At 40.8% G+C, this 26,850-nt stretch carries 18 protein-coding genes; all 18 read right to left on the bottom strand.

All coding sequences use genetic code 11. The annotated features are described in order from the left end of the window. Positions 1 to 8 precede the first annotated feature (8 nt). Positions 9 to 359, bottom strand: coding sequence for a DoxX family protein (locus B0H99_RS10650; RefSeq protein ID WP_106533649.1), 351 nt, complete (start codon positions 357 to 359; stop codon positions 9 to 11). 317 nt (positions 360 to 676) lie between these two features. Beyond that, complete coding sequence (locus tag B0H99_RS10645) at positions 677 to 1,438, bottom strand: pirin family protein (RefSeq protein ID WP_106533648.1); 762 nt, start codon at positions 1,436 to 1,438, stop codon at positions 677 to 679. Between the two features lie 30 nt (positions 1,439 to 1,468). Further along, positions 1,469 to 1,819 (bottom strand): DoxX family protein, encoded by a 351-nt coding sequence (locus B0H99_RS10640; protein ID WP_106533647.1) that lies wholly within the window; start codon positions 1,817 to 1,819, stop codon positions 1,469 to 1,471. Positions 1,820 to 2,416: 597 nt separating this feature from the next. After that, positions 2,417 to 3,118: a LutC/YkgG family protein gene (locus tag B0H99_RS10635; protein ID WP_106533646.1), complete on the bottom strand. Its 702-nt coding sequence runs from the start codon at positions 3,116 to 3,118 to the stop codon at positions 2,417 to 2,419. Further along, entirely contained in the window at positions 3,119 to 4,549 is a 1,431-nt protein-coding gene (locus tag B0H99_RS10630) for a LutB/LldF family L-lactate oxidation iron-sulfur protein (RefSeq protein WP_106533645.1), read from the bottom strand. Between the two features lie 2 nt (positions 4,550 to 4,551). After that, positions 4,552 to 5,283 carry a (Fe-S)-binding protein gene (locus tag B0H99_RS10625; protein ID WP_106533644.1) on the bottom strand — a complete coding sequence of 244 codons (732 nt, stop codon included), beginning with the start codon at positions 5,281 to 5,283 and terminating at the stop codon, positions 4,552 to 4,554. Positions 5,284 to 5,351: 68 nt separating this feature from the next. Beyond that, positions 5,352 to 5,615: an HPr family phosphocarrier protein gene (locus B0H99_RS10620; protein ID WP_106533643.1), complete on the bottom strand. Its 264-nt coding sequence runs from the start codon at positions 5,613 to 5,615 to the stop codon at positions 5,352 to 5,354. Between the two features lie 83 nt (positions 5,616 to 5,698). Next, entirely contained in the window at positions 5,699 to 6,460 is a 762-nt protein-coding gene (locus B0H99_RS10615; RefSeq protein WP_106533771.1) for a DeoR/GlpR family DNA-binding transcription regulator, read from the bottom strand. A gap of 145 nt (positions 6,461 to 6,605) precedes the next feature. Next, positions 6,606 to 7,862 (bottom strand): L-rhamnose isomerase, encoded by a 1,257-nt coding sequence (gene rhaA, locus B0H99_RS10610; protein WP_106533642.1) that lies wholly within the window; start codon positions 7,860 to 7,862, stop codon positions 6,606 to 6,608. Positions 7,863 to 7,905: 43 nt separating this feature from the next. Continuing rightward, positions 7,906 to 9,321, bottom strand: coding sequence for a rhamnulokinase (gene rhaB, locus B0H99_RS10605; protein ID WP_106533641.1), 1,416 nt, complete (start codon positions 9,319 to 9,321; stop codon positions 7,906 to 7,908). Positions 9,322 to 9,413: 92 nt separating this feature from the next. Next, positions 9,414 to 11,483: a bifunctional aldolase/short-chain dehydrogenase gene (locus tag B0H99_RS10600; protein WP_106533640.1), complete on the bottom strand. Its 2,070-nt coding sequence runs from the start codon at positions 11,481 to 11,483 to the stop codon at positions 9,414 to 9,416. 519 nt (positions 11,484 to 12,002) lie between these two features. Then, positions 12,003 to 15,515 (bottom strand): glycoside hydrolase family 3 C-terminal domain-containing protein, encoded by a 3,513-nt coding sequence (locus B0H99_RS10595; RefSeq protein ID WP_106533639.1) that lies wholly within the window; start codon positions 15,513 to 15,515, stop codon positions 12,003 to 12,005. A 674-nt stretch (positions 15,516 to 16,189) separates the two neighbouring features. Then, the gene (locus tag B0H99_RS10590) at positions 16,190 to 18,229 is read right to left on the bottom strand and encodes an alpha-L-rhamnosidase-related protein (protein WP_106533638.1); all 2,040 of its coding nucleotides are present in this window, start codon (positions 18,227 to 18,229) and stop codon (positions 16,190 to 16,192) included. 566 nt (positions 18,230 to 18,795) lie between these two features. After that, on the bottom strand, positions 18,796 to 21,852 hold the full coding sequence (locus B0H99_RS10585; RefSeq protein ID WP_245894500.1) for a family 78 glycoside hydrolase catalytic domain: 3,057 nt from the start codon (positions 21,850 to 21,852) through the stop codon (positions 18,796 to 18,798). A 223-nt stretch (positions 21,853 to 22,075) separates the two neighbouring features. After that, the gene (locus B0H99_RS10580) at positions 22,076 to 23,002 is read right to left on the bottom strand and encodes a carbohydrate ABC transporter permease (protein ID WP_245894498.1); all 927 of its coding nucleotides are present in this window, start codon (positions 23,000 to 23,002) and stop codon (positions 22,076 to 22,078) included. Then, positions 22,999 to 23,859 carry a carbohydrate ABC transporter permease gene (locus tag B0H99_RS10575; RefSeq protein ID WP_181313651.1) on the bottom strand — a complete coding sequence of 287 codons (861 nt, stop codon included), beginning with the start codon at positions 23,857 to 23,859 and terminating at the stop codon, positions 22,999 to 23,001. Before B0H99_RS10575 ends, B0H99_RS10580 begins: the two co-directional genes overlap by 4 nt. A gap of 89 nt (positions 23,860 to 23,948) precedes the next feature. Next, on the bottom strand, positions 23,949 to 25,256 hold the full coding sequence (locus tag B0H99_RS10570) for an ABC transporter substrate-binding protein (protein WP_106533637.1): 1,308 nt from the start codon (positions 25,254 to 25,256) through the stop codon (positions 23,949 to 23,951). A 124-nt stretch (positions 25,257 to 25,380) separates the two neighbouring features. Continuing rightward, entirely contained in the window at positions 25,381 to 26,850 is a 1,470-nt protein-coding gene (locus B0H99_RS10565) for a response regulator (protein ID WP_106533636.1), read from the bottom strand.

Here is a 26,850-nt window from a genome sequence, read left to right as displayed (position 1 = left end):
CTACCCGCTTAGCCAAGTAATGCTGAGTAGTTTAATGCCAATACAGCAGCACCGAGTCCCAAAAGAACAATTGGCATTGCCATATTCTTCACTTTATCGTGTATTTTAATGTGCGTGAAAATGGCTCCGACCATAATACCAACGACAAGCAAACCACCAATCGCAGTTAATGTGTCGTTCCAAATTCCTGCGATCAATAGCGCAGCGGCGGCCAGTTCCATCACTCCTGTGAAAATTCGGAATCCCGCTGAATAGCCAAAATACTTGAATCCTTCTATCATTTGAGGTGAACTGAATTTCATGAATCCGAACATGATAAACCCTAGTCCTAAAATTGCCTGTAAAATTATTGATAACATTTTCTTTTCTCCTTTTTATCATCCTACACATAGGATTAATTCCGTATTATTTATTGGTAATTCTCTTAATAGCATTCAAATTGATTTACACTTTTAGCTGGATCATACAGCTTTGCATGGAACCATGGTCTTTCCTCCTCTTGAAATCCGATATCCTAATGCTAGGATAATAATATCCTAGCATTAGGATTATTATAAGTCAACACTTATTTATTCCAATAAATCACGAATCAATTTTAAATCCAATTGATTTTGTTCATCTTCTGGATATAATTACCGAATCTCCTATTGCAATAATTCTTATAACTTAACTAAGGTTATCTTGGCTTTCTGTATAACGGATACTCAACTTCAGTCGGAATCTCTATTAACAGCATCCGGAGTTCTTCACCTTTAGGCTGAACGGTAAATGTTTCATCTTTCTCTGATTGAATAATGATGAAATCCTTATGATCAAATGAACTCTCCGATTCATCCATCACAACGCCATTACCTCTAATAGCCAAACCTGCTAATGTCCGATTCGGTGAAAGAGCATGCGTATAAGTGGCTCCGTTTACAAGTTCAACGTCGTACATTTTGGCATCTGCTATAAGATTGATAGGTGAATGTTCACCTAATAAGGTCTTGACGGTTACACCGTTTTCAGAGATGATCGGGAAATCTTCATGCTCGTATTTTGAGTAATTTGGTGTCCGCTTTACGGCTTCGTTTAAATAGGGCTCAAACCAGATTTGAAACGCTTCTGTCGGCTCAAGAATCGATTCGGCATGCTGCAAACCTGAACCTGTCTGCATCACTTGAATTCCGCCAGCACCAACTTCACTAACCGTCCCTAGCGTATCTTGGTGACGACCTGCACCTTTAATAACGTAGGTTAAGATCTCGAAACCTTGATGAGGATGAAAACCGATCTCGCCTGTTCCCTCAGATGTTCCCCATGCCCAGTAAAATAAAGGGCCGAGCCGATTGATAAGGGAACCTTCCCCAGAAAAGCCTATTGGCTTTTGTTCTATTAGTTTACCGCCGTCAAACTGCCCAACCGCCTGATCCTGTGGTTTAATTATTTTCATTTCCATTTCCATTTCCTCCTTAGTTTTGATGGATATTTATACAGATAAAGCTCCGAAGTTTAAAAGTAATACTGCAAATCCAAGAAATAATAAAATGATTGGCATCATCATATTTTTGACAGTATCTTTAATTTTGATATGAGTGAGAATAGCCCCAATCATTGTTCCTACGATAATTAATCCACCCAAAGCAGCCAATGTGTCGTTCCAAATTCCTGCAATCAATAGAACCGCTGCTGCCAGTTCAGTTACCCCTGTAAAAATTCGAAACCCCGCTGAATATCCATAATGTTTGAATCCTTCTATCATTTGAGCTGAACCAAATTTCATGAACCCAAACATCATAAATCCTAGCCCTAAAAGTACTTGTAAAATTGTTGATAACATTTTCTCTTCTCCTTCTTCTCATCCTACAATTAGGATGAAGTGCATGTTTTTTTAGTTGCAATACATTTTTAAAAATCTTTATTTTGAAGACCAACTTTTCCATCTTCATCTTCTTAAGCTAAAGTTAAAAATTTTTGTTTCTTAATGAAGGCTCACCTGATGACGGCTAGTTTGCCTTATTCCTTGTATTTCGTTAGGTCATACAGTTTTGCATGGAGCCATCTTCTTTCCTCCTCTTAAATTCCAATATCCTAACATCAGGATATATTCATCCTAACATTAGGATGAATATAAGTCAACCCTTTTATTTACTCTCAATACAAATAACTTCTACCAACCAGTCAAGCGTTTTTAAAAGGAAGCCTTTACAGACAAAAGAGGGAGAAGATACGCCCGATCAGCATTCTTCTTCCTCTTTATATTTTGCTATTAGAATTACTGCTTCTACCGATAATCTCTCATATGTAAACCAGTTTGATTATACTTTTTACATTCATAAACCAATCAATAGAATAGTTTCAGCGCAAAGAAGGAAAAGACGATTTTACATGTACTTCTTATTAAAAGAAGCTTGAACAATATGCCAAATCTTTCTGTCTATGCATCAGTTACAACAATATGCACTGCTTCAACCGGTCCATGGACACCGATAACAATATCCATTTCAATATCAGCGCTGTTGCTCGGCCCTGAAATGAAATTGATGCAGGTGGAAATATCTTTTCCTGCTTTTACAGCCTGATGCACCCCATGCGTAGCTTGTGTCATGCGCGGCACAATCGTGGACTTTGGAACGATGGCAATATAAGTGACAGGCAATAAACTAACAGAGCGTGCGATGTCTTTATCGTTGAATTGGACAACCGTCCCTGACTCAGCTAGGCCCATATCACTGAAAAACAAGCCAATATTCGCCTGTTTGGCGATTTCTATGTTTCTTTTTCCTAAAGCTGCATCCCATATATGGGTTTCAAAACCAGCCAATAAAGTTTCAATCCCATATTCCGCAAACCTTTGGTCTTTCGTAGTGACGATCAACCCGCCGCCATATTTATCAACCGCATTATTGATGGTCTCATCTAGGTGCGCCAAATCTGTCTCCATCACAAAAGTCGATTTTGCCATACTGCTTTTACGAAAAGCTATCATCAATTCTTCCGACGCATGATTTTTGAAGACATCCCACTGCGGCTGATGCCTCCAAGTTGGCCGAGCAACAGGACCCCTTTGTTGACGGCCCAGTTTTTCAGCGATTCGGTTCAAAAACACATCTTTATTCTGAACAGTTCCTTCGCCCATTTACGATTCCCCTCCCTGTTTATGGTTTTTGAACCAGCTTCTAAAATTATCTTTTCCAGGGGCAGGAAATTCGCGGACAGAAGTCCATAGTTTCATCGGACCTGGTCCAGAAGAAATGCTATCATCTTTGACTAATGGTTTCATGATCGTAGGCAAGCCTTTAACTGCACCTCCAAAAAGAGAAGGGGTGCTGGCGCCGATCCCAAAAGCTTTCATGGCCAGCTTTTCACTCGTTTTGCCTTTTTGCGCCACGTAATTTTCCCGATGGCGGATTAACTGCTCATGAAGCGGAATCCGGACTGGGCAAGCTTCTGAACAAGCTGCGCATAGGCTTGAAGCATAAGGAAGCTCCCCGTACTCTTCATAGCCGCCGAGAATCGGCGACAGCACCGCGCCAATCGGCCCTTGATAAATCGAACCGTACGCATGCCCGCCAATTTGCCGGTAAACGGGGCACACATTCACACAAGCGGCGCAGCGTATGCAATGGAGGGCGGATTGAAATTCCGTTCCTAGCGCGTTCGAACGTCCTGCATCCAAAATGACCAGGTGGAATTCTTTAGGGGCATCAATACTGTCTTCCTCCAATTGGGGAGTTAAATTGGTTACATAGGTGGTGATCTTTTGGCCTACAGCGCTTCTGCTCAGGAGATTTACCATGACATCCAGTTCTTCCCACGTTGGGACCAGGCGCTCCATGCCCATAACACTGATCTGCGTCTCAGGATATGTCGTCACCATGTTCGCATTGCCTTCATTCGTAACCAGCGAAATGGTGCCGGATTCCGCAACCGCAAAGTTGCAGCCGGTGATGCCAATATCCGCTTCCAAGAACACTTCACGCAGCTGGCTTCGCGCAAAGGCCGTCAGCTGCCGGGGCTCTTCGGTTCCGGTGTAGCCCGCTTTGTCCCGAAACGTATCGCGGATCTGCTCTTTGTTCTTGTGAAGAGAAGGAACGACGATATGGGACGGGCGGTCGTGGTCGTCTATTTGCAAAATATACTCTGCGAGATCCGTTTCGAACACTTGGCAGCCGATTTCTTCAAGCGCCTCGTTCAAGCCAATTTCTTCCGTCACCATCGATTTGGCTTTCGTCACTTTTTTCGCGTTTTTCTTTTTTGCCACTTCCTGTATGTAGCGGGTGGCGTCTTCTGCCGTATCCGCAAAATACACGTGGCCTCCTCTTTTTGAGAAGTTATCGCTTAACTGGTTCAAATAAAAATCCAAATTCTCCAGTGTATGGCGGCGGATTTCTTCTCCTGCGCTTCGCCATTCTTCCCAATCGCCGATTTGCTCATCATTGACGGTCGCATCGAGTTTCCGGCCTCGCAGCCGGTCCTGCGCTGACGCCATGGCCGTACGCATAAAATCGTTTTCCAACGCCTCGTCTACTCGATCGAAAAATGGCTGTTCCCCAATTTTCATGGGCATGGTCATTCTCTCCCTTCAACTCGTGTGTTTAAGATCTGGGCGATATGCTTGACTTCGATCGGCTTGCCTTTCCGGTCGATTCTTCCTTTGATGTTCATGAGGCAGCCGTTGTCCGCTGCAATCAGGAGAGTAGCTCTGGATTCTTCCACATGCCGGACTTTCTCATCCACCATCTGTTCGGAAATCGGCGCCATCTTCACTGCAAAGGTGCCGCCGAACCCGCAGCAGTCGTAACTGTTTTGGAGCGGCAACAGCTCAAGCCCTTTGACATTTTTCAGCAGTTTGAAAGGAGCCTCAGTTTCTTTCAGTAAACGGATCATGTGGCAAGAGGTGTGGTAGGTAGCTTTTGCCGGGTAGATTGCCCCGACATCCTCAACACCAAGAACATTTACGATAAATTGAGTGAACTCATAAGTCTTATCGGCAACCTTTTCCGCCCGTTCCTGCCACTCCGGCTCTTCTTTGAACAGTTCAGGATATTCCTTGAACATGGCTGCACAAGAACCGGACGGCGTCACGATGAATTCTGAGGGTTCGAAGCTCTTGATCATCTGCTTGGCGGCTTTTTGAGCATCCTTGCGATAACCGCTATTGTATGCGGGTTGGCCGCAACACACTTGGCCTTTTGGAAAATCGACGTCGCATCCTAGTCTTTCTAAGACTTCTACAACGTCTTTTGCGACGTTTTGGTAAAACATCTCTGCAAGACAAGTAATAAACAAAGAGACTTTCATGCTCATCCACTCTTCCATCATATATTTTCCGGTTAGATAAAAGACCCTAAATCAGGGTCAGCATTTCATCATTCGGCTATTTCTTTTCTGATAAAGTCATCGATTTTCTGAAGAGCTTCTTGCTCTTCATTTCCTTTAGCGGTAATAACTACTTCCGCCCCTTTACCTATCGCTAAAGACATTAGACCCATAATAGATTTAAGATTAACAGTTGTAGTTCTATATTTTAGTGAAATCTCCGGTTCAAGCTGACTTGCCAAGTTAACCAACTGGGCAGCGGAACGAGCTTGAATTCCGGTATCGGAAATAACTTTATATGTTTTCTCTACCATAAGGGTCTCCTTCTCCTTTATAGTCCTTTTTCGCATTATGGTCATTTCATAAAGGAAGCGGACTCATTTATAGTCTTAACAAGTTATTCAGGGCGAATAATTTTTACAGGGAAATCTTGAAATTGCCGTATCTGCTCTTTGTTTGTTTTTGAGTCCGTGATAATATAGTCAATCGCTTCAATTGGTGCTACTTTAGAAAAAGCTTGAAGTCCAAATTTCGTATAGTCTGCCAGCAAAAAGGTTTTATCCGCTATTTCGCTCATCTTTTGTTTAACCAGCGCCTGCATTTCATTAGAGTCACTAATCCCACGTTCAGCATGAATCCCTTGGCAGGAAATGAATGCTTTGTTGACATGGTAGAATTCCAAGGCGTTCGTTGTTTGCGGGCCTACAAAAGACAGCGACTTTTGCAAAAGCGTCCCACCTACCGCAATAACCGATATTTTTTCTCTGTTGGCTAATTCCATAGCTACTTTCATAGAATTGGTTACTACGGTTAAAGGCAGATCCGGCAATATTTTCGCCATATACCAAGCGGTCGTGCTGGCATCCAGTAAAATCCGATCGTTAACTGAAACATATTTTACCGCTTCTTCTGCAACAGCCATCTTCTCATTTACATTTCTTATTTCGCGCTCAAAATACGGGGCTTCCAAGTCATTTCCTTTTATGCTTACAGCCCCACCGTGACTGCGTTTCAATTTGCCTTCGTTTTCTAAATTTTCCAGGTCCCTTCGGATTGTTTCTTCTGTAACGTTGAAGATCTGGCTCAATTCAGAGACCCGGCTACTTCCTTTTTCATTTACTATTGATGTTAATTTTTTTCGTCTTTCTGCTACAAGCACCTTTTTCACCTCTGCCATCTAGTCTCTTCATGTAAGACTTTTTGCTTCTTCTTTTTTTCATCGTAACATTAACAGACTTGGAAATGGAGCACCGGCAAAGGACCTCTTGCAACGCATAGCCAACCTATCCAGTATATGCTGAAAATTATCCTCTGTTCGCAAGCACCAATTTCTCGTAATTAGTAACTTCTTCCAACCACTTTTCTTTCACTGGGACATTCATCATGTCACAATAATAATTCCAAATAGCGCCAAAAGGGTATGTCTTAAATTCTTCAATCAAGGCAAGCCGTTTTGTGAAGTCACCGTTTTCCTGCAGCTCTTTTAAAGTTTCGTTCGGCAGTAACATGCCGTAAAGCAACGCTTTAATCATGTTGCGGGTGCCAATTGTCCATGCTGCCACCCGGTTTATGCTGGCGTCAAAAAAATCCAATCCAATCATCACTTGTTCCAATGCATCATTGCGCACAATCTCCAACGCAATCTCTTTTAGTTCGTCATCGAACGTTACAACATGGTCGCTGTCCCAGCGCACCGGCCTGGAAACATGAAGCGCCAGCTTATCATTGAACAGCAGCATCGCCGAGATTTTGTTGGAAACCATTTCGGTCGGGTGGTAATGGCCGGTATCGAGCAGGCACAGTTTGTTGTTTTTCAAAGCATAACTCAAGTAAAACTCGTGCGACCCGACAACAAACGATTCTGAACCGATGCCGAACAACTTGCTTTCTACCGCATCAATATTCAACTGTTCATCTACTTCCACCGCAAAAATTTCATCGAGTGACTCTTTCAAGCGCTTTCTCGGCGTCAGGCGGTCACTCGGGGTATCTTTATAGCCATCTGGGATCCATATATTTGTTAAACAAGGTGTTCCTAATTCCTTCCCAAAATATTCGCCTATTTTTCGGCTGGCAATACAGTGGTCAATCCAGAATTTCCGGATTTCGGGATCAGGATGAGATAGCGTCAGGCCATCTGCCGCTTTCTGGTGTGAGAATAAAGTCGGGTTAAAATCAAGCCCCAGCCCTAATTCTTTTGCCCATGCCACCCATTTTCTAAAATGTTTCGGTTCCAACCGGTTTCTTTCCACCACTTCTCCGTCCGTTTCGGCATAGATTGCATGCAGGTTCACCCGATGCTTTCCAGGAATAAGCGACAGCGCTTGTTCTAAATCCTGTCTCAGCTCCTCAGGCGTCGTCGCTTTTCCCGGATAATTGCCCGTTACGTCAATGCCTCCGGATAGATCTTCTTTGTTCACTTCAAATCCGCCTACATCGTCGCCTTGCCAGCAGTGGACGGAAATCGGGACGTTCTTCAGTTTTTCGAATACTTCTTCTACATTGATCCCCCATTGTTCATACTCTTTTTTCGCTTCTTCAAATTGGCTTTGCAGCGTCATGATATTCCTCCTTGTAAAATTCTTATATAAGTCAATTTCAACTTTACTTTTCTACCATTGAATGAACGTATTTTTTCACTTCGAAAGATTGGCTGATTATATGCCGTGCTTCTTTGATATCTTTGATTGCCCCATGAGCTATAAACTGCACCACTAGATTACCAATAGCCGTCGCTTCTACTGGACCGGCAAACACTTCTTTCTTTGTTGCATCCGCAATCAATTGGTTTAGAAGTTCATTTTGCGAACCGCCGCCAATCACGCTGATCGAGTGAAATTCTTTCTCGAAAATATCTTCTATTTCAGAGATGGCTTTCTTATAACTGACTACAAGGCTTTCAAATACACATTTGGCGATTTCTCCTGGATGTTCCGGCACTTTTTGGTTTGTCTCCCTGCAATATTGCTGAATTTCCTCAATCATGTTTGCCGGTTTTAGAAAGCGTTGATCGTCTACATTCACTATTGCCGTCTTTTCTGTTACTTCCTTTGATTTTTCCACCAACTCAGCAAATGAATACCGGTTATCGTAATTCCGCTTCACTTCTTGGATCATCCATAATCCCATGATATTTTTCAAGAACCGGAACTGGTAGTCCATGCCGCCTTCATTGGTAAAGTTGTAATCTAATGCTTTAATGACACAGATGGGAAAATAGTTTTCTACTCCTATTAAAGACCAAGTTCCTGAGCTGATATAAATGGTGTCATCTACTTGCGGAACTGACAAGACAGCTGAACCCGTATCATGAGTAGCAGGCAAAATAACAGGCATATCAAAACCGAACTCAGAAACCAGTTCTTCTCTTAATGTGCCGAGGGTTTCTTTCGGCATTTTGATTTCCTGAAACATATCAAAATTAAAGCCTAAGGTATTAATAATGTCTTTGTCCCAATTTTTAGTAAAGGCGTTGATCAATTGGGTAGACGTGGCATTTGTGTATTCATTTGATTTTTCGCCGGTCAAGAGAAAATGCAGATAGTCCGGAATCATTAAGAAAGTTTTCGCTTTTTCCAGCACTTCGGGGTTTTGCTTTTTTAATGCATACAATTGATAAATGGTATTAAATTTTTGAAATTGGATGCCGGTCTCCAGGTACAGGCGCTCTTTCATAAAGATTTCTGTAACTTCTTCCATTATCCCGTCTGTCCGAGGATCACGATAAGCTACAGCATCTGTCAAGAGCTCATCATTTTCATCTAACAGGACAAAATCAACAGCCCATGTATCAATTCCTATGCTCAGAGGCTTGATGCCCATCGCGTTGCAATTTTTGATTCCTTTTTTTATTTCAGAAAACAACGCTTCAATATCCCAGCAAAAATGACCGTTTTTTTCGATGAGTTTGTTTTCAAACCTATGGACTTCCACCAATTCCAGCCGGTCTTTCTCCAAGGCGCCGGCAATGACTCTGCCGCTGGATGCCCCAATATCAACAGCTAAACTATGGTTTTTCATCAGACACCTCCCTGATACGTAAGCGCTTTCTATCCACTTTGATAAAGCAGCGACCCCTTGAATTCAAGGGCCGCTCTTTCTTCTTATTATGCTTAACGGGTAAAGGCTGCAGGTACGCCGCCATCTACTGTAATCATGCACCCTGTTGTCTTTTCTGCTTTTGAAGAAGATAGGAACAAAATAGATTCCGCAATGTCTTTAGGGTATATATTTACTAACAAAGTTGTCCGTTTACGGTAATGCTCATCCAATTGATCAGGTTCAATTCCATAAGCCGCTGCCCGTTCTTCGCGCCATCTAGAGCCCCAGATTGCTGAGCCTTGCAATACTGCATCTGGCAGAACCGAGTTCACCCGGATTCCGAATTCCCCGCCTTCTGCCGCGATGCATCTTGCTAAATGTGCTTCAAGTGCTTTAACTGAACTATACGCTGCAGCGTTTTTTCCGGCATACACAGAGTTTTTGGACCCGATAAAGACCATACTGCCACCGAGCGACTGTTCTTTCATTTGGTTGAACGCTTCACGGGCTACCAGGAAATAGCCTTTCCCGAGCACATTCATATTCAAGTCCCATTCTTTCAAGGTTGTTTCACCAAATGGGCTGGAAGTTGCCAGTCCGGCATTGTTCACAATAATGTCGACTCCGCCATAAGCCAAGGCTGTTGCTTCGAAAGCTGCCTGCACTTGTTCCTCGCTGGTTACGTCCATTTTCACGGCAAGGGCACGGCCTGCCCCGTACTGTTCGTTAATTTCAGCAGCTACTTTCTCTGCCCCTTCAAGGTTCAGGTCCGCCAAAACCACATGGGCACCTTGCGCAACAAATTGGCGGCAGGTTTCACTGCCGATTCCGCCAGCACCACCAGTGACAAAAGCTACTTTTCTGGAGAATTCCGCTTCTGCAGGAGCCAGTGACAATTTGTATAGCTCGAGTGGCCAGTATTCTATGTTGTATGATTCGTTTTCATTCAACGACACGAATTCCCCTAACGTTGTTGAACCTTTCATCACTGCGATTGCGCGATGGTAAAGTGAACCGCTAACATTAGCCATCGCAGTGTTTTTCCCAGAGTTCACCATCCCGATTCCGGGAATCAAGATAACGCGCGGCGCTGATTCAAACATGATGTCTCCTGCATTCTTATTGCGTTCAAAATAAGCTTTATAGTTTTCTTTGAATTTTTCGATTCCCGTCTTAACAGCTTCGATCAATTGTTCCGCGTCTTTTGATGACGGGTCCCAATCGATGAACAATGGCGTCATTTTTGTATGTACCAGGTGATCAGGGCAAGCGGCGCCGACTTGAGACAATTCGGCAGCATCCTGGCTATTGACAAACTCCAGTACATCTTCCGCATTGTCGTAAGTTAACAGCATGTTTTTTTCGTCGCTTACTGAACCCCTGATAATAGGCATTACTTTAGCTAAAAGATTTTTTTGCTCTTCTGCAGATAACGAATCGTATTTTTTTCCGCCGAAAATCTTTTCTTCTTCTACACGTGCGTTAATATAGCTTTCAGCTTCATTGATCACTGAAATGGTTTTTTCATAGCTTTCTTTCGCTGTATCTCCCCACACGACTAATCCGTGTTTCTCCATTAAAACAAGATCGGCATTTGGACTGTTTCGGACGCCTTCTGCAATCATTTTGGAAAGCGTAAAGCCTGGACGCACATACGGCACCCATACAAAACGGTCGCCAAAAATTTCTTTTGCCAGTTCTTTTCCGTTATCCGCACAGCAGAGGCTGATAATTGCATCGGGATGCGTGTGGTCTACATGCTTATAAGGCAAGAATGCATGAAGCAAGGTTTCAATTGAAGCGCGGGGATGCTTGCTGTCAATCATGCAATGAGACAAATATTCAACCATTTCCTCATCCGGCATTTCTTCACGATCGATCAATGGACGGATATCTTCAAGGTTTAAGCCTGTGAAATTTTTAGCCCCCATAGTGGCCAAATCTGAACCGCTTCCCTTTACCCACATAACCTCAATATCCCGGCCCCGAAAATCTTTTTCTGTCGTTTTCATTGATGTATTTCCGCCGCCCCAGTTGCAGACAGCGCGGTCAGCGCCAATCAAATTTGAGCGGTATACTAATTCGCTAAGCCCAGCTGTTAATGTTTTAGCTGTTTCGTCGTTCCACAAGTTTTGTACCATATTTACCTCCACTAAAAATTTTTTAAATTCTGAAAACAATATATCATTTTTTGTTTTATCTGTATATATCTTTGTTTATATTTGTTTTATTTTATAAATAGACATAAATAAATATAAACAAAGACAAATTCTTTTGAATCTCAACTTTTATAGAAACTATTCTTTAATCACCCAATTAATATGTTTTTAAGCCCTTTTAGTCTATTTTGTTGATAGTATTTTTTACCTCCCCTTGTAAACCAGTCACTTCACATTGATTACGTTAAAAACGTTCATAAAAGAAAAAGGAGAAACTTATTGCTAAGTTTCTTCCGATAGGGTTTACTATGTAAAAAGTATTCCGTTATCAACATATACAATTACAGAAGGAGATAAGTAATCTTTCTCCTTCTGTAACTAGCCAATCTTCATTTTGATAAATTTGTAACAGACCGACTAAGGACACAAACAGACAGATACCTGTTAGGAATTGAATCTTTTATTAAGATTATCCATCTAAAAAACCAAAACAAGTATTACCTAGTCCTTATTTTTCTGACCTTTTCCTTTTCCTGGATGTTCTTCACCTTTCTCTGAATTCCCTTTACCTTTTCCAGCGTTTTCGAAAGATAGACTATCTATTCGAAGGTCTGCACCATTGAATACGATATAAAGGTCATGGGTACCTGCAACATGTTTCGTTAAGTCTGCTGTCACTTCCACATACTTTACTTCCTCTGTTTTAACTTCCGTATTAGGAATGATATAAGAAGTCGAGTCAGTTTTCGGTACGTCAATAACTGCAATCTTCTCGCCATCCGGAGAACCAACATGCAAGGAAATTTGGCCACTAGTTACGTTGGAAGCCACTTTAGCCGTTACTTTCTTAGCTGGAGAAAGGTTGACTTTAGGGATAGCTGTCCATGATCCTTCTTGCTTAGATCTAACCGCATAGTATTCGCCAGCTACTTTATCTTCTTTTAAGTGTGCTGCTGTTCTTGCTTTTGAGACTTCATTATAGATAACTTCATCAGATGCAAAGCTGTGATCAAAGACATTGAAGGTGTTATCGTTTAATTTTGTCAGCGATTTACCGTCAATTTTTACTGTCTTCTCATCTTTTAAGTTTTCTGACGATGCACCGACCATAAAGCTGTATCGACCGCTTTCCACAATGAATCCTCCTGCGTTTACATCCCAAATTTGGAGATCTTCTGGTTTGACAGTCAATTTCACGGTCTTCGTTTCACCAGGCGCAATTTCGACTTTTTCAAATCCTACCAATTGCTTTTTCGGACCATGCTCTCCATAAGCAGTATCGTTGTTTTTGCTGTAAAGCTGAACAACTTCAGACGTTTTTCTCGATCCAGTGTTCCGTACGTTAACCGTTACTTCGAACGGCTTTTCACTGGATGCCTTTGTCGGTACAGTGAAATTGCTGAATTCGAATCTACTGTAAGAAAGTCCATAACCAAATTCATAAGTAACAGGTGCTTCAGTGTACATATACGTCAATTTAGATTCAATCGGATCTGCATTTGTCATATCAACTGTAAATCTAGGATCCAAGTGTTCTGGTTTGACGGTTCTCTGACCTTCTGGAATTGAATATTTATTCAGCTCCGGAAATGCCGACATGTCTGCATACCAAGTTGCAGCTAAACGGCCGGTCGGATTGGAATCTCCATATAGTACGTTTGCTAGTGCATATGCATCGTACTGGCCAGCATAGTTCTGTTGAACGATTGCAGAAACATTTTCGTTGTTTTGAATTCTGTCCATATCTACAGGGAAGCTGGACGTCACAACAACAATTGTCTTTTTGCCTTCTTTAGCAAACGCTTCTGAAACTTTTTCTACTAATTCATAATCCTGATCGCCCATTGCCAGACTTGAACGGTCATTACCTTCTCCGGCACTGTGGCGAGGAATCGCTCCAGTAAAGACAATCGCGTAATCAGATTGGGATGCGCGTGATACGGCATCTTCTCCGACCTCTTTTACAATTGTCTTATTAAACTTCACTTCGTCTCCACGATTAGCAGCTTTTTCTGCATTACCGACTGTTGCATTTGAAGCAACAATTTTACCATCGTTAGTTGTGGATGCATAACGACCATTCTTGTAATACCAATCTACAAAGCTCCCCCCAAATCCTGTCAGGTAGCCATTGGAAACAAGGGAAACGCTTCCATCTTCATTATTTTCAATTCTTAATCGAGGTGGGATAGCACTCGTATCACCACTGCCTTCCATGTCCGCTCCATCCCAGTCATTGCCAGCAATGTTTAGACGAGGTACTTCTGTATTTTCAAATGCTCGACTTCCTGCATTAGGTGATGTAACAAATCGCTTGTTTTGAAGGGATAACAAGCTATAACCTTCCTGTCCCCAGTCATATACTTCAAATAAATGTGCTGCATTTTTCTTGTCAAAAGCATTACTTGTAGTTGTTAACTGGCCGCCATCTCTACTTCCCGGCACTGTTACTGTGTTTCCATTGGACTGAGATGTCAGGCCAATTACTGGATTTCCAGTACTATAGGTGATATTGTCCTTTCCTATCTGCCCGATAATCGCTGCCAATGGAGACAACCCAGAATTTTCGATTTTTGGCGTTTGATTTGTAGAGTATGTTGTTTTAAACCTAGCGTCTCCATAGACACCAGAAATAGTGGCTTTTTCATCTTTACTTAACGGAAGGGTTTCATCTTCATTTTTTAGAAGCACAATACTTTCTTCTGCAGCTTTCAAAGCGACTTCCTGATGCTCTAATGTATTAAAATTTTTGGTACTTTCAGCCACATCTCCGGCATATTTAGCAAATGGATAGTTTTTAGGCACACCATTTTCATCTACTTCATTAAATATTCCGACACGCACCATTTGATTTACATGAGGACGTGCTGCTTCGATTAAATCTTCTTCTGTTATGCCATATAACCCCTTCTCGACCGCATCAACCAATCCTATAACATCTTCTTTGCCAAAAGCTTCACTTGGTGATGGTCTTCCTGCATTCGCATGTGCTAATGCCATCAAGACAGATGCATGTACGCGATCTTTTGCATATTTTGTATCATATCCATTACCGAAAGAATCTTCTTGAAAAACTCGTTGATCTCCATTGAAGTCTGGTGAACTATATACTCCATACTTCGCATGGTTATTTGCGTGAATTTGATAAGGCGATATAATATTTGGGATACCGTTAGTTGCTCCAAAAGAAGTCATAACCCCGGATAAAGAACCTGATTCAAAACCTTTCAAAACACTTTTGGTGTGATAATCATAAATCGATCTGGCACTGGCACTGTTTTCTGCATTCAGCCTAAACCATTGACCATTATACACAGAATAATGTCTCGTACCGACAGCGGCGCGCATCCAGAAGCCATTTTCACTTTCAGGTAAGACTGTACCACCAAGCCCTCCCGAAAGGTTATCAACCATAACCCCACCAAGATAAGGATCTTCTGTAAAACCTTCATCAAAGCGTCCATTTAACGGATTAATCCGCAAGTCACTGATGACCGTAAACGCAACTGTTTGAGATGGATTCGGTGTAGATGCTGACGGGTGGATATTCGAGTTGCCCTGCTTTACTTTTAAGGTACCAATTTTTTCATCACCAATCACTTTGCCGATATCGGTAATCAGTTCCTTGTTCCAAGTTTGACCCATTCCAACTAGCGCAGGAAAATCTGTCGAGACTCCTTGTCCATCGTTCGCGGCTGATAGTGCCCCTGGAATTTTCTTACCAGCATGCTCACCTTGTTGCAAAGTATAATGATTACGTGAACCGGTCGCATAGACCGCAGGACCCTCGAGACCCGTATATTCAAAATACGTGTCCACATATTCGTCCAAGTGTTCCGGATTGCCATCGAATAACGGCATCCCATCGAAAACACCACCAACTTGCGGCTTAAAATCGATGGTACTTCCTTTACTGCCTTCAGCAATCGCCAGTGGTGCCGCCCCGGTACTAACTAGTGACAGACCGAGTACAGTAGCAATACATGTCTTGGTAACTTTCTTGAAACCTCGCATACATTTCCTCCTTTTTTGAAATCGCTTTCATTCTTACCCGAATTGAAAAATCTATTTCTTGTTGGAAATGGACCAACCAAGGAGCAATGATTATCATGAGGTCATTAAAGCACATAAAAGGCGGCCTTTTTCCAGGCATATCTGTACTCCCATCTAATGGAAGTGAAACGTTCACCTTCCTTTTACAGGATTTATCCGAATATATGCCTTATCCGGATATATTAACTAATGCTAGAGAATAAAATCATAATAATAAAGGTGCAAATTTTAGTATTATAGGTTGTTATTTTAACATTTTGAATATTATTTTAATTTTAGCGAGACTTTAGATTCGTCCACAAAAAATCTTAAGCTTTTTATCTGATCGCATTATCTATAAGTGCCTCAATCGCAATTCATTTTTTTACGAAGACCATTAATGGTAAAAATTCATTGGTCTATATAACAAATTGAACCCAAATGGTAGACACTGTAAAAAGCGGCTTCATTTGGGGTTCAGTTTAGGTTAGGTGTTTTCTAAAGACAGTTCCATAATCGATTCTATTGTTATTGAAAAGCAGCGGTTGATGCCAAACAGCACCTGGTACATTTCCTAATGAAAAGAGCAATGTTGAAATCACCTGTACTCGTAACACAGCATCTCTGTATGAAGCGGATAAGGTTCCTTCCTGTTCTTAAATCAGCGGAATCTCAAGCCAACTGCCATCTGTCGGGATAGGAGTTTCATGTGGTTCTTCGTTTAGTTTGTATCTAAGTACGCCTTCCCCATGGGATGCCTTCACACGAATCTTTTCTTTGTCCATATATACCTCAGCATCACCTATACCGATTGGAACGGTTCCCTCAAACCAGTCTAGTCCACCGAGCTGTGGTTCTATTACAAAGTTTTCATATCCTGGACTTGCAGGTGTCACACCCAAAAAATACTTGCCAATTAAGTAGATTGGGCTTGCTCCCCAGGCATGGCACAAGCTTTTCCCATATGGCATATTATACATCTCCAGGTGCTGCCTTCCAGACTGGTTGGGGTCGTACTCTTCCCAGAAACTCGTCGCTCCCAGTGCAAGCATACCTCCCCAGTAGCTAAGCATTTCATCCAGAACAAATTGGTGTTCCCCCACTTCACATAGGGCTGCCAATTCAAAGAAACGCATATATGGTGTCTTGATTGCCTGCACTTCAGAATTTAACATTACATTATTCTTCACTTTGTCAATCTGCTGATCGTTAAAGTAACCAAATAGCAACGCAAACATGTTTGGGTATTTGGTAATTTCATCACTCAGGACTCCGTTGTAGCGGCTATGGACTAAACCACCTTTATTTTCATTCCAGAAAATACTCATTATTTTTTCCTTTAGTTCACTTGCCTGATCATGATAATTTTGAACGCTGTCCTTGTCTCCTACTAATTCAGCTACCAATGCCATCGTTTCCAGACTTCTGCATAAAAGGATTTGGATGGTGCTAACCTCTCCCTTGTTGTCGATATCAGCCCAATCGACAAATACCCAATCTTCTTCAATGCCTTCCATCATATCTTCCGCATTGCGTCTTCCTAAGCAAAAGTCCATTAAGGAAACCATGCTGTTATATTGAGACTTAACAAATTCTACATCACCGGTATAAAGATAATAATCGTAAATACCAGTAAACCAATATAGGCTATAATCCAATATAGTATTGATATGGGTAACAATCGGCTCTTTTCCTCTTAATGCAATAAGCGTTCTTTTGACAACGTCGTGATCAAAAAAGCTGTAATAGTTCATTAGGAAAGATTGGTGGGCATCTCCTGACCAAACCCAGCGGTCGCGTTTCATCCCATCAAAGAAAAATTCCCTTGTATTTAAATGAAATGTATAAACAGAAGTTTTCCATATATCATTAAGAAGATCGTTGGAACTCTGGAAGTTGCTTCGATATTCTACCGGCAGATACTCATACAGCATACTGATCGAATCTATTTGAAAATCCTCTGATTCTGGAACAACCTGAGCATAACGAAAAGCACGTGATGCTGGAAATGTATAATCTTCTGATTCCCCGTCAAGGAACACATTATCCAATAACACACAGTTTTCCCGGTCTTCAACCTCCTCCATGGATTCTCCGTAGTAAACTGTCAGCCTGCTTTTCCCATCGATCCCATTCACCTTCAGGTAGCCGACAGTTTCCTTTCCAAAATCAGCCATCCAGCCATCTTCTGTTTTTTCTATACTAGCCGGTTGATGTTCTTCCGTAGCTAATTTATATTGCGACGGGGCAAGAGAACTGGCATCCAATTGCTCTTTCCAGCTACCTACAGGAGACCATTTTTTATCATAGCAGGACACTTGCCACGTGTTATTTGTATATACATGTTCTCCTTCTATATGTAGGGCTGGAGGATTGACGTCATTGTAGACGGTAATAGAAAGTTCGTGCTTTCCTTCTGGCAACATCATCTTTTCCGCATTCGATCTTTGATTATCTTTTCCATCCAAATATGCAGCAAATCGGCCATCTGCAGTAATTGTTATTTCCTCAGGTTGAGTAAGATGGTAGGTATATGTATAAATAACAGAACTATAATGACGATCCAAACGCCAGTATGGAGGATACATTACTTCACGCCATTGCCGCTTGATGGATACTTGCTCATGCAACCAAACTTCCCAATCCCCTGGATACCAGATCCAATAGGCTTTTTTCTCATTCAAATCATTTTTCATAAAAACCACCCCGTATAATAAAATATAAAAAAATAACTATTACGTTATATAAGTTGAACTGATAATTTTTTACATATTAATATTCCACAAACAGCTACGCTTTCCAGCGGGCTTGCGCTGAACTAACTCGGGCTAAACGCCCGAGTGGATTTCAGCACTTCGCTATCCCGCGGGAGTCTTCGCTGTTTTGCTCCATATCTATTTCTAGAGCCTTAAATGAAAAAGTGGAAGGCGGCGACTCCTGCGGGAAAGCATGAGGTGAAGACCCCGCAGGAGCAAAGCGACGAGGAGGCTGAAGCCATGCCCGCGGAAAGCGTCCGCCTGGAGCGATTTCATTCATCAACTTAAATTTTAGAATTCTGTTGTTCAACTTATATTGATGAAAATCCAATAATCTTTTAAATCAGTAGTTTAATCCACTCATCACATTTCACCAGCATATATTTTTACAAAAAATGAATAATATTGTAAAACGCAGTAAAAATGAAGCTGCTCGTTGGATTACGATAAAAAGGGAGGAGTTCTAAACATTAAAACTTTAGAAAACCTCCGTCTCTTTATCCCAATTAATTAATCAATATTGTATTTTGTATAGTGGATTCAAAAACATATTCTCCCGAACCAATTTGTAAAATGGCTTTTCCGTCTTTGTGCCCGGTGATTGTTACCCCGTCTTGACTACCGGCCGGCTGTCCATCTACTTTTATTACATCCAGGTCAGAGGCAGGAAGCCAGACTGTCGCAGTTGTATTCGCAGGGATTGAAACATTGTAGTGAAACACAGCATCTTCAATCTTCCACTCACTTTTTATGGTTCCATAAACAGATCTATATTCTCCGTTTACCGAAGTGATTTGCCCTTTTTCATCTATGTTCGGCTGTAGATGAATATGTTTGAAACCAGGATTTGCTTCATCATTTGATATGCCGGCCATGTATTTATACATCCATTCGGCAATGGCTCCATAAGCATAATGATTGAAGGAATTCATCGCTACATCACCAAAACCGTCCTCAATAGAATATGAATTCCAGCGCTCCCAGACGGTAGTTGCACCATTTTTCACAGAATATAACCAGGAAGGCATCTGATCCTGCAACAGCAATGAATAAGCAAGGTCTGAATGACCTGTTTCTGAAAGAACCGGTGCAATCACATTAACCCCAAGGAACCCGACGGCCAACGTGTTTTCGGCATAATTCACCCGATTGCTGTCTGGGTGTAACCGTTTGTATTCCTCCTCATTTCTAATGTTTTCCACAAGCAAATCAATCATTTGATTTTTTTGGTCCTCATTTTCATACAATTCCAGCTTCAAGCTCCAGAGCAGCCCGGATTGGCTGTTATCTACCACATCGGCTGAAGAATAAAAATTGGGCATAGTAAAAGGCGATCCTTTAGAAGACTTTAACGTCAACTTTCCATTGGTATCTAACTCAATATAATTCTTAATAAATTCCCTTTTAATCTTTTCAAACAACCTACTATACTTTTCTGCCTCCTCTTGCTTGCCAATCGCTAATGACATTTTCTCCATCAGTTTCGCATCGTAAGCATAATAGGCATCGCTCATCAGTTCCTTAGCCGTTCCTTCGAAATTCAGCCAGTCACCGATACTGCCTGGCCCCCGGTAAGATTCCTTTGTCTGACTCCAAATCCAATCGATAAACTTGACCATAGCACTGTAGTTTTTCTCAATTATCGTTGTATCACCGGTCATCTGCCAAACCGTCCATGGAACAACGATACCTGCATCAGCCCAGCCACCATTTCCGACAACACCCATAAAATCCGAAAATCTTGCACTTGGTGAAGCGGAATGGAACGTTCCCTCTCCATAAGCTTCTTGAGAATCTTTTAACATTTCCATCCAATTCTCCAGAAAAATTCCAGCATCCATATTATATAAAGCGGTGTTGGCAAAAAGCTGCGTATCACCTGACCAGCCAATTCTTTCGTCCCTTTGCGGGCAATCTGTTGGAATCCATAAATAATTTCCTCGATGTCCCCATGAAATATTGGAAAACAGCTGATTAACATCGGGATGCGATGTAACGATTTTTCCTGTTTCTTCGAGAGCTGACATGGCTACTTTACCGATTAAACTTTTCATCTGAACACTGGTGTTTGGCGAGACTACTGTTACCTCTACATACCGGAACCCGTGAAAGGTAAAGACAGGCTGATAGGTTTCACCTTCCGCAGAACCTTTTAACGAATAGTAATCTGTAGCTTTTGCGGTTCGTAAATTTGCCGTATAGATGGATCCTTCAGGCCCGTCTGCACCTTCACTATCGTCATTCAGTATTTCTGCAAACCGCATTTTTACCTGGGTTCCTTTTTCGCCTTGAACTGTTATTCTTGGGACTCCAACCATATTTTGGCCGAGATCAAAAATCACATTATCTTTATCAGATATGGTGACGCTGCAATCTTTTTCTCCCTCGGCTTTAAAAACTGTCCGGGACGAATCAATATTGATCGTGCCTCTTCTATTTTTGCTGGACTCTTGATCGGTTATGTCTTGATAAAACGTAATCGATTGAGGTAATTGATCTAGGTCATCAATGATTTGTGCTGTATCCCAGTTAAAGGAAATGACTCTCGCATCTGGATAGAGTTTTCTATATGGATGCTCTTTTACTTTATTCCAACTGGAGTCATCAAACCCATTCTCATTCCAGCCTTGAATTTCCATTGTTGCATCATATGTTTCTCCATCGTAAATATCGTTTGTACGTATAGGGCCAGAATCCGTCGCTTTCCAGCCGGAGTCAAGGTCTGTTACCACTGTTTCAACAGAATCATCTTCGTAGGTGATTCGTAACTTAGCGAGTAAAGCAAGTTCATTTCCCTCACCTGAATAGTAGTTTGTTATGGCAGGCGATTCATCTTCCTCTGATATACGGCTGTTCCACCAGCCATTTCCAAGAACCGCTGCAAGTGTGACAGCTCCGTCTTTCATGTATGGAGTTACATCATAGGTCATATAATGAATTGTGGAATCATAATTTGTCCAACCCGGCGGCATGAATTCCATTTTCAATTTCTCGCCCTGATTAACAATTCCAAGCTTTTGTCCATTTAGATAGGCATCGTAGACCCCTAGCGCAGAAATATACAATCTGGCCTCTCTCACCACACCAGTCAACTTGCTTTCCTTTCTGAACAAGGGGGCACCATCACTGTTCACATCTTTTCCATCCATCGAAATCCATTTGGCACCACCCCAGTGTTTAGTGCCGTCCGTACTTTTAAGGCCTGTTTCAAAGTAAGCAGTTTCTTCAGCCTGAAACGGAATATCATCCTGGTTCCAAACAATAACAGTCCAGTAATACTTGGTCGATGGTTCAAGGGAAATGCCATGGTAAGTTATCGCTACCGAAATATCAGATGCCACCTTGCCACTGTTCCATATGTCAGCACTCTTTTCATCCAATTTTGAAGAGGTTGATGCAACAAGAATCTGGTAGGCATTCTGCTTTTGCCCACGTAAATCCGCTTCCATCATCCAACTGAACCGCGGCTTTTCTGCATCGACTCCCAAAGGATTATGTACGTTCTCGATTTTCAAATTATTAATTCTAACCTGGCTCTTTAAGTAATCCTGTTTTGTACTCAACTGGTTCCCTCCTCGCAAAACTTGCTTCCTTTTTTGTTTATGTTTTACCTAAAAAGTTATGATCTACCTAAAAAAGCAGTTGACCAGCCGGATGTGCTTCCCTTATGGTCAACCGCTTTCACCTGCAGATGGTGGTGTGTAACACCTATTTTTAAAATTTTTTTCAATATAGATAACAAGTGTTTTTTATAGAAAGACTTTAATTCACAATTCATTTTCCCAATTATCCTTTTATAGATCCAGCTGTCATACCGGATACAATTTTTTCACTAAAGATTAAAAATAAAATAAAAGGTGGAATTGTAATTAGTAACACGTTCGCAAATAATAAATTCCAGTCTGTGCTATACACACTCATAAAGTTGTATAGAGTCAGTTGAACCGTAGCATTCTGCGCCCCCGGGAAAAAATACAGCGGATGAACAAAATCATTAAAAATTGTAACTGCATTCAGAATGATTACTGTAGCGTGAATAGGCTTCAACATAGGGAAGATTATACTGAAAAATAAACGAAATGAACCACAACCATCAATAGCTGCTGCTTCGTCAATTTCTTTCGGGATTGTTGCTATAAAACCAGTGTATAAAAGAATCGAAAATGGAATCGAAATCGCAACCATTACGAGGATAATTCCTGGAAATGTCTTAAACAAATTAAATTGTTCCAAGACCCAGATTGTTGGTACAACAGCAGGCGGTATCATCAACCCAGCCACGAAAATTGTACCAAGTACAGTAATTGCCTTTCCTTTTCGACGATGGAGCGCAAAAGCCGCCATGGAACAAACAACCAGTAAAATCAAAATAGAAGAAACAGTAATAACGGTGCTGTTGAAGAAGGCCAGCAGAATCATATTGTCCTGTGCGGCCACAACTGCTTTTAAATTTTCAATAATATTAAACTCAGATGGCCATGATATCGAGCGCTCGGCGGCTGCCTGTCTGGTTTTCATCGCATTGACGATAATAAAGTAAAAAGGCACCAAAAAAATCAATGAAAAAATTACTACAATTGAAGATTCAAAAATGATTTGAATAGTATTTTTTTTCCGCTTTTCTTTTTTTGCTTTTGTTTTTTGTTGTTTCTCTTTCTGCGCTATCTCTCTTTGCTGATTTTCTTTCTCCATTTCTGTGTACTGAGTACTCATATGTCCACCTCTTTCCGATTCAGGAACTTAAAGATTGGAAATACAATTAACGCTACCATTAAGAACAAAATTACGTTTCCAGCAGTTGATAGACCATAAAAACCTGCTTGGTACTGTTTATAGATAATAGATGCAATCAAATCGGAGCTAAATCCTGGCCCTCCACCGGTCATTGCCCATACCAAATCAAAGGTCCGTAATCCTCCTATTAATGCTAAAATAATCACCGCATTAATAGCGGGACGTGACAGCGGTACAGTAATATGCCAAAAAGCATTTAATTTATTGCCCCCATCAACTTCATGTGCCTCATAGTAATCTTTTGGAATCGACATGATTCCGGCAATAAAAATAATGGTGGCAATTCCAACTCCTTTCCATACATCTACAATTGCAAGAGAATAGATCGCTAAAGCTGGATCTCCTAACCAATTGGGTCCATTTATCCCAAATAAACCAAGTGTCTGATTCAGCAAACCTTGCGAAGGGTGCATAAGTACAGTGAAGGCAATACCGACAGCAATGGTACTTACCAATGTGGGGAAAAATACAACAGATCGGATAAAACGTTTCGTTTTTAACTGTGATGTAAGTATTACGGCAAATAGTAAGCCGATGACGACTTTTAGCCCGGTTGTTAAGAACGCAAAAATAAATGTATTTTTAAATCCAATTAGTAAAGAGGATTCTTCAAAGAACATTTTGAAATTGGCAAGCCCAATCCATTCCCAGTCAGTTAGATTCCATCTGGTGAAACTGAAAAAGAAAGACATGACCGTAGGATATAGAAATAATAAGGCGTAGATTAATCCAGCGGGTATCAGTAAGCCGTAACTGTACATTTTGTTAATTTTCATTAATATCACCTCTTTAATAGTTAGAAAGGTCCTGTTATTGTCAATAACCAACAACAGGACCTTTCTATCCAAATTATCAGTTGTCTATCTTACCAACCTTCTAAACCTAACTGCTGTGCTTGTCTTTCTACATCGCGGTCGTATTTATCTGCGCCCTCTTTAGCTGGTACCATATCCAAACCTACTTCAACAGTAATTTGCTGTAGATTAGGTCCTTTGAGCGGTGATAGGAATTCAAGTGCTGGCGCAACTTTACCCGATTCAACATAATGTGTCATATCTTTAACCGCTTCATATGCATCATCCGGCAATTCTACACCTTCGACCACAGACGGTCCTATTGCCTTCGTCTTGGACATGAAGGTAGCAAGGCCTTCTTCAGACATAAAATATTCTAACCATGTTTTTGCCGCCTCAGCATTTTCTGATTCTTTGTTGATATAAATACCATTTGGCATCCAAAGTGTCATACCATGATTATCTGCGTCGTCACCTGGCTGGCCAAAAAATCCAACGTCATCCATTTCGTCAGGATGATTTTCCGCCATTTGAGTTAAAGCAAAGGTCAATATTGGGAAATGTGCAGCTTCTCCAGTTGCAACCATTCTCATCCCATCTTCATAAGTTGTAGATGTTTCTTCATCATTGTAATATCCAGCTTTTTGAAGTTCTTGAATTTTTTCAAAACCACGAAGTGCGAGTGGTGTATCAGCGAACTTCACTTCATTATTTGTGAATTTCTCTGCAAAATCCGGCATTTCAGAGTGGACATTGTAGTAATCCGCAAGCAAGACTACTTGTGATGTCCAAGTTTCTTCATAAGGTGCCACTGCCGGTATTTTTCCAGCCTCTTTAATAACTTTATTGTTTTCCATCAACTGCTCCCATGTATGGGGAACTTCCAAACCTAGCTCTTCATATACTTTTTTGTTATAAAGCCATCCACCAGCTAAAGCAGATTCAAATGGCACACCGTAAATCTCGTCATCAACTGAAACCGTTTCAAGAAAGCTTTCTTGAATTTTGTCTATATATGGCTCATCTGAAATATCTAAAAAATACTCTTCAGGACGTAATGATTTAAATAGGGATCCCGAATTATGATTTAATATGTCTGTCATTTCCCCAGTTGATAACCTGGTTTTGATAATGTTCTCTCCTTCACCCCCACTTGGAATAATTTCAAATTTCGTTGTAATGTTATGTTTCTCTTTAATTTCATCCGCTACTGCTTGTACACCTTCTAAGTTGACTTCATTATTAGTAAGGAAAGTCACCGTTGTTCCTTCTTCTCCGCTTCCAGCATTCGACTCTTGTTCTCCTCCACATGCTGTCGTAATAAATAATAGCGATGTAAGTAATCCAAATAACAAATTACGCTTGGTCTTTTTATTCATTTTAATGCCCCCTTTTTTTAGTACACTTTCATTATAGAAGCGCTTTCAAAATATAAAAACCTCCACATTTAACTAAATAAGGGTGCAATTTTAACTTTTCCGAAAATTTCACTTTTTCAGTTTATCAACTATAGGATAGTTTGTATTGTGTCGGTGAAACCCCTGTTACTTTTTGAAAAACTTTTCGGAAGTGTTTGGGATCGTGATAGCCAACTAATATTCCCACTTCAGCCGTGCTTTTCATGCCATTTTGAAATAGTTCCTGAGCCTTTTTAATCCTGTAATTAGCCAAATACTCTGTAAATGTCATGTTTGTTTGTTTTTTAAACTCCTGGGATAAGTAACTCAAACTTACATGATGTTCATCTGCAAATTGTTGAAAAGTAATGCTATTCGAATAAGAGTTTACAATCCAATCCTTTACTTTAGGAATCAGATGTTTAGGTGCAGTCTCTTTTTGAACATACTTATTTATAAGCAATCGTATAAGTTGGTTTAACCATTCCTTTAATTGATCAAAAGTTACTAAACTGTCCAATTCTGAAAATTTTTCGTCAATGTTATGTATACTTAGTTGGTTCGTACTTTGTTGCATGTTATAAGAAATAGCGTAATACATATCCAGTAAAAATTTATATAATTGTTTTTGAGTTAGTTCCAGTTGTTTAATTTGGCTAACCAAACTACTTATTTGTTCTGAAATGGAAGCAAGTTCCCCGTGTCGCATCTGTTTCTCTATCAATCGGACAGTAGTCCATAATGATTGAGCATCTTTTTCCCACTCTGTTTTTTGCTCTTCTATAAAGGAAGAATGCCCAAAAAGTTTTCCACACTCCATTAATTGATGCCCTTTTTGATAGACTTCTATTAAGTTTTGTTTTTCCTGTTTTACAAGATAACACAGGTGAACTTGTTTCTTTTCTTTTATAAAGTGATATATTTCTTTGGTTAATGGAGTGAATTCACTTTTGTATGGGACTAGTAAAATTTTTCTTTGGGTATCTAATGATAAAAGTCTACTATCTCTGGCTAATCCAATTTCTTCAAGGTATGCTTTTATGTTTATATCCCCTTCAAAAGGAGCCTGCCAATTTCCGCACAATAAATAAATAAAAAAGAACGACTGATTTTCAAGATCCGCTTTGTTTTTTTCGCTTTTTTCCAGTTGATTAAAAATTAACTGATTAATCGACCAAAGTTGTTTATCCTCCTCTTCTATTTCTGCTTGTTTGATTTCTTCTATCGTACAATCTAATACTTCATAGAGTACTTCTTTCTTTATAGGTTTTAATAAATAATCGACTACACCCAGTTGAATTCCTTTTTTGGCATAATCGAAAGTTTCATGAACTGTAAGAATGATACATCTAATCGCCGGATCTATATCTGCTGCTTTTTGTACCAATTCCAACCCATCCATACCAGGCATTGAAATGTCTGTGATAATCAGTTTTGGCTCATGAACGGAGATATTCTTAAATGCACTTTCTCCATCATCATAGAAATAAAGTGTATGTTCCGTTTGGTATTTCTTAAGCAATAGTTTCATCTCTTCAAGCGCCCAGTACTCATCTTCAACAATGAATATTTTCAC

Source organism: Planomicrobium soli (genome assembly GCF_003014655.1).
Classification (GTDB): Bacteria; Bacillota; Bacilli; order Bacillales_A; family Planococcaceae; genus Planococcus; species Planococcus soli_B.
The sequence above is the reverse complement of the archived record's forward strand: the minus strand, read 5'-3'. Positions and strand labels throughout refer to the sequence as shown.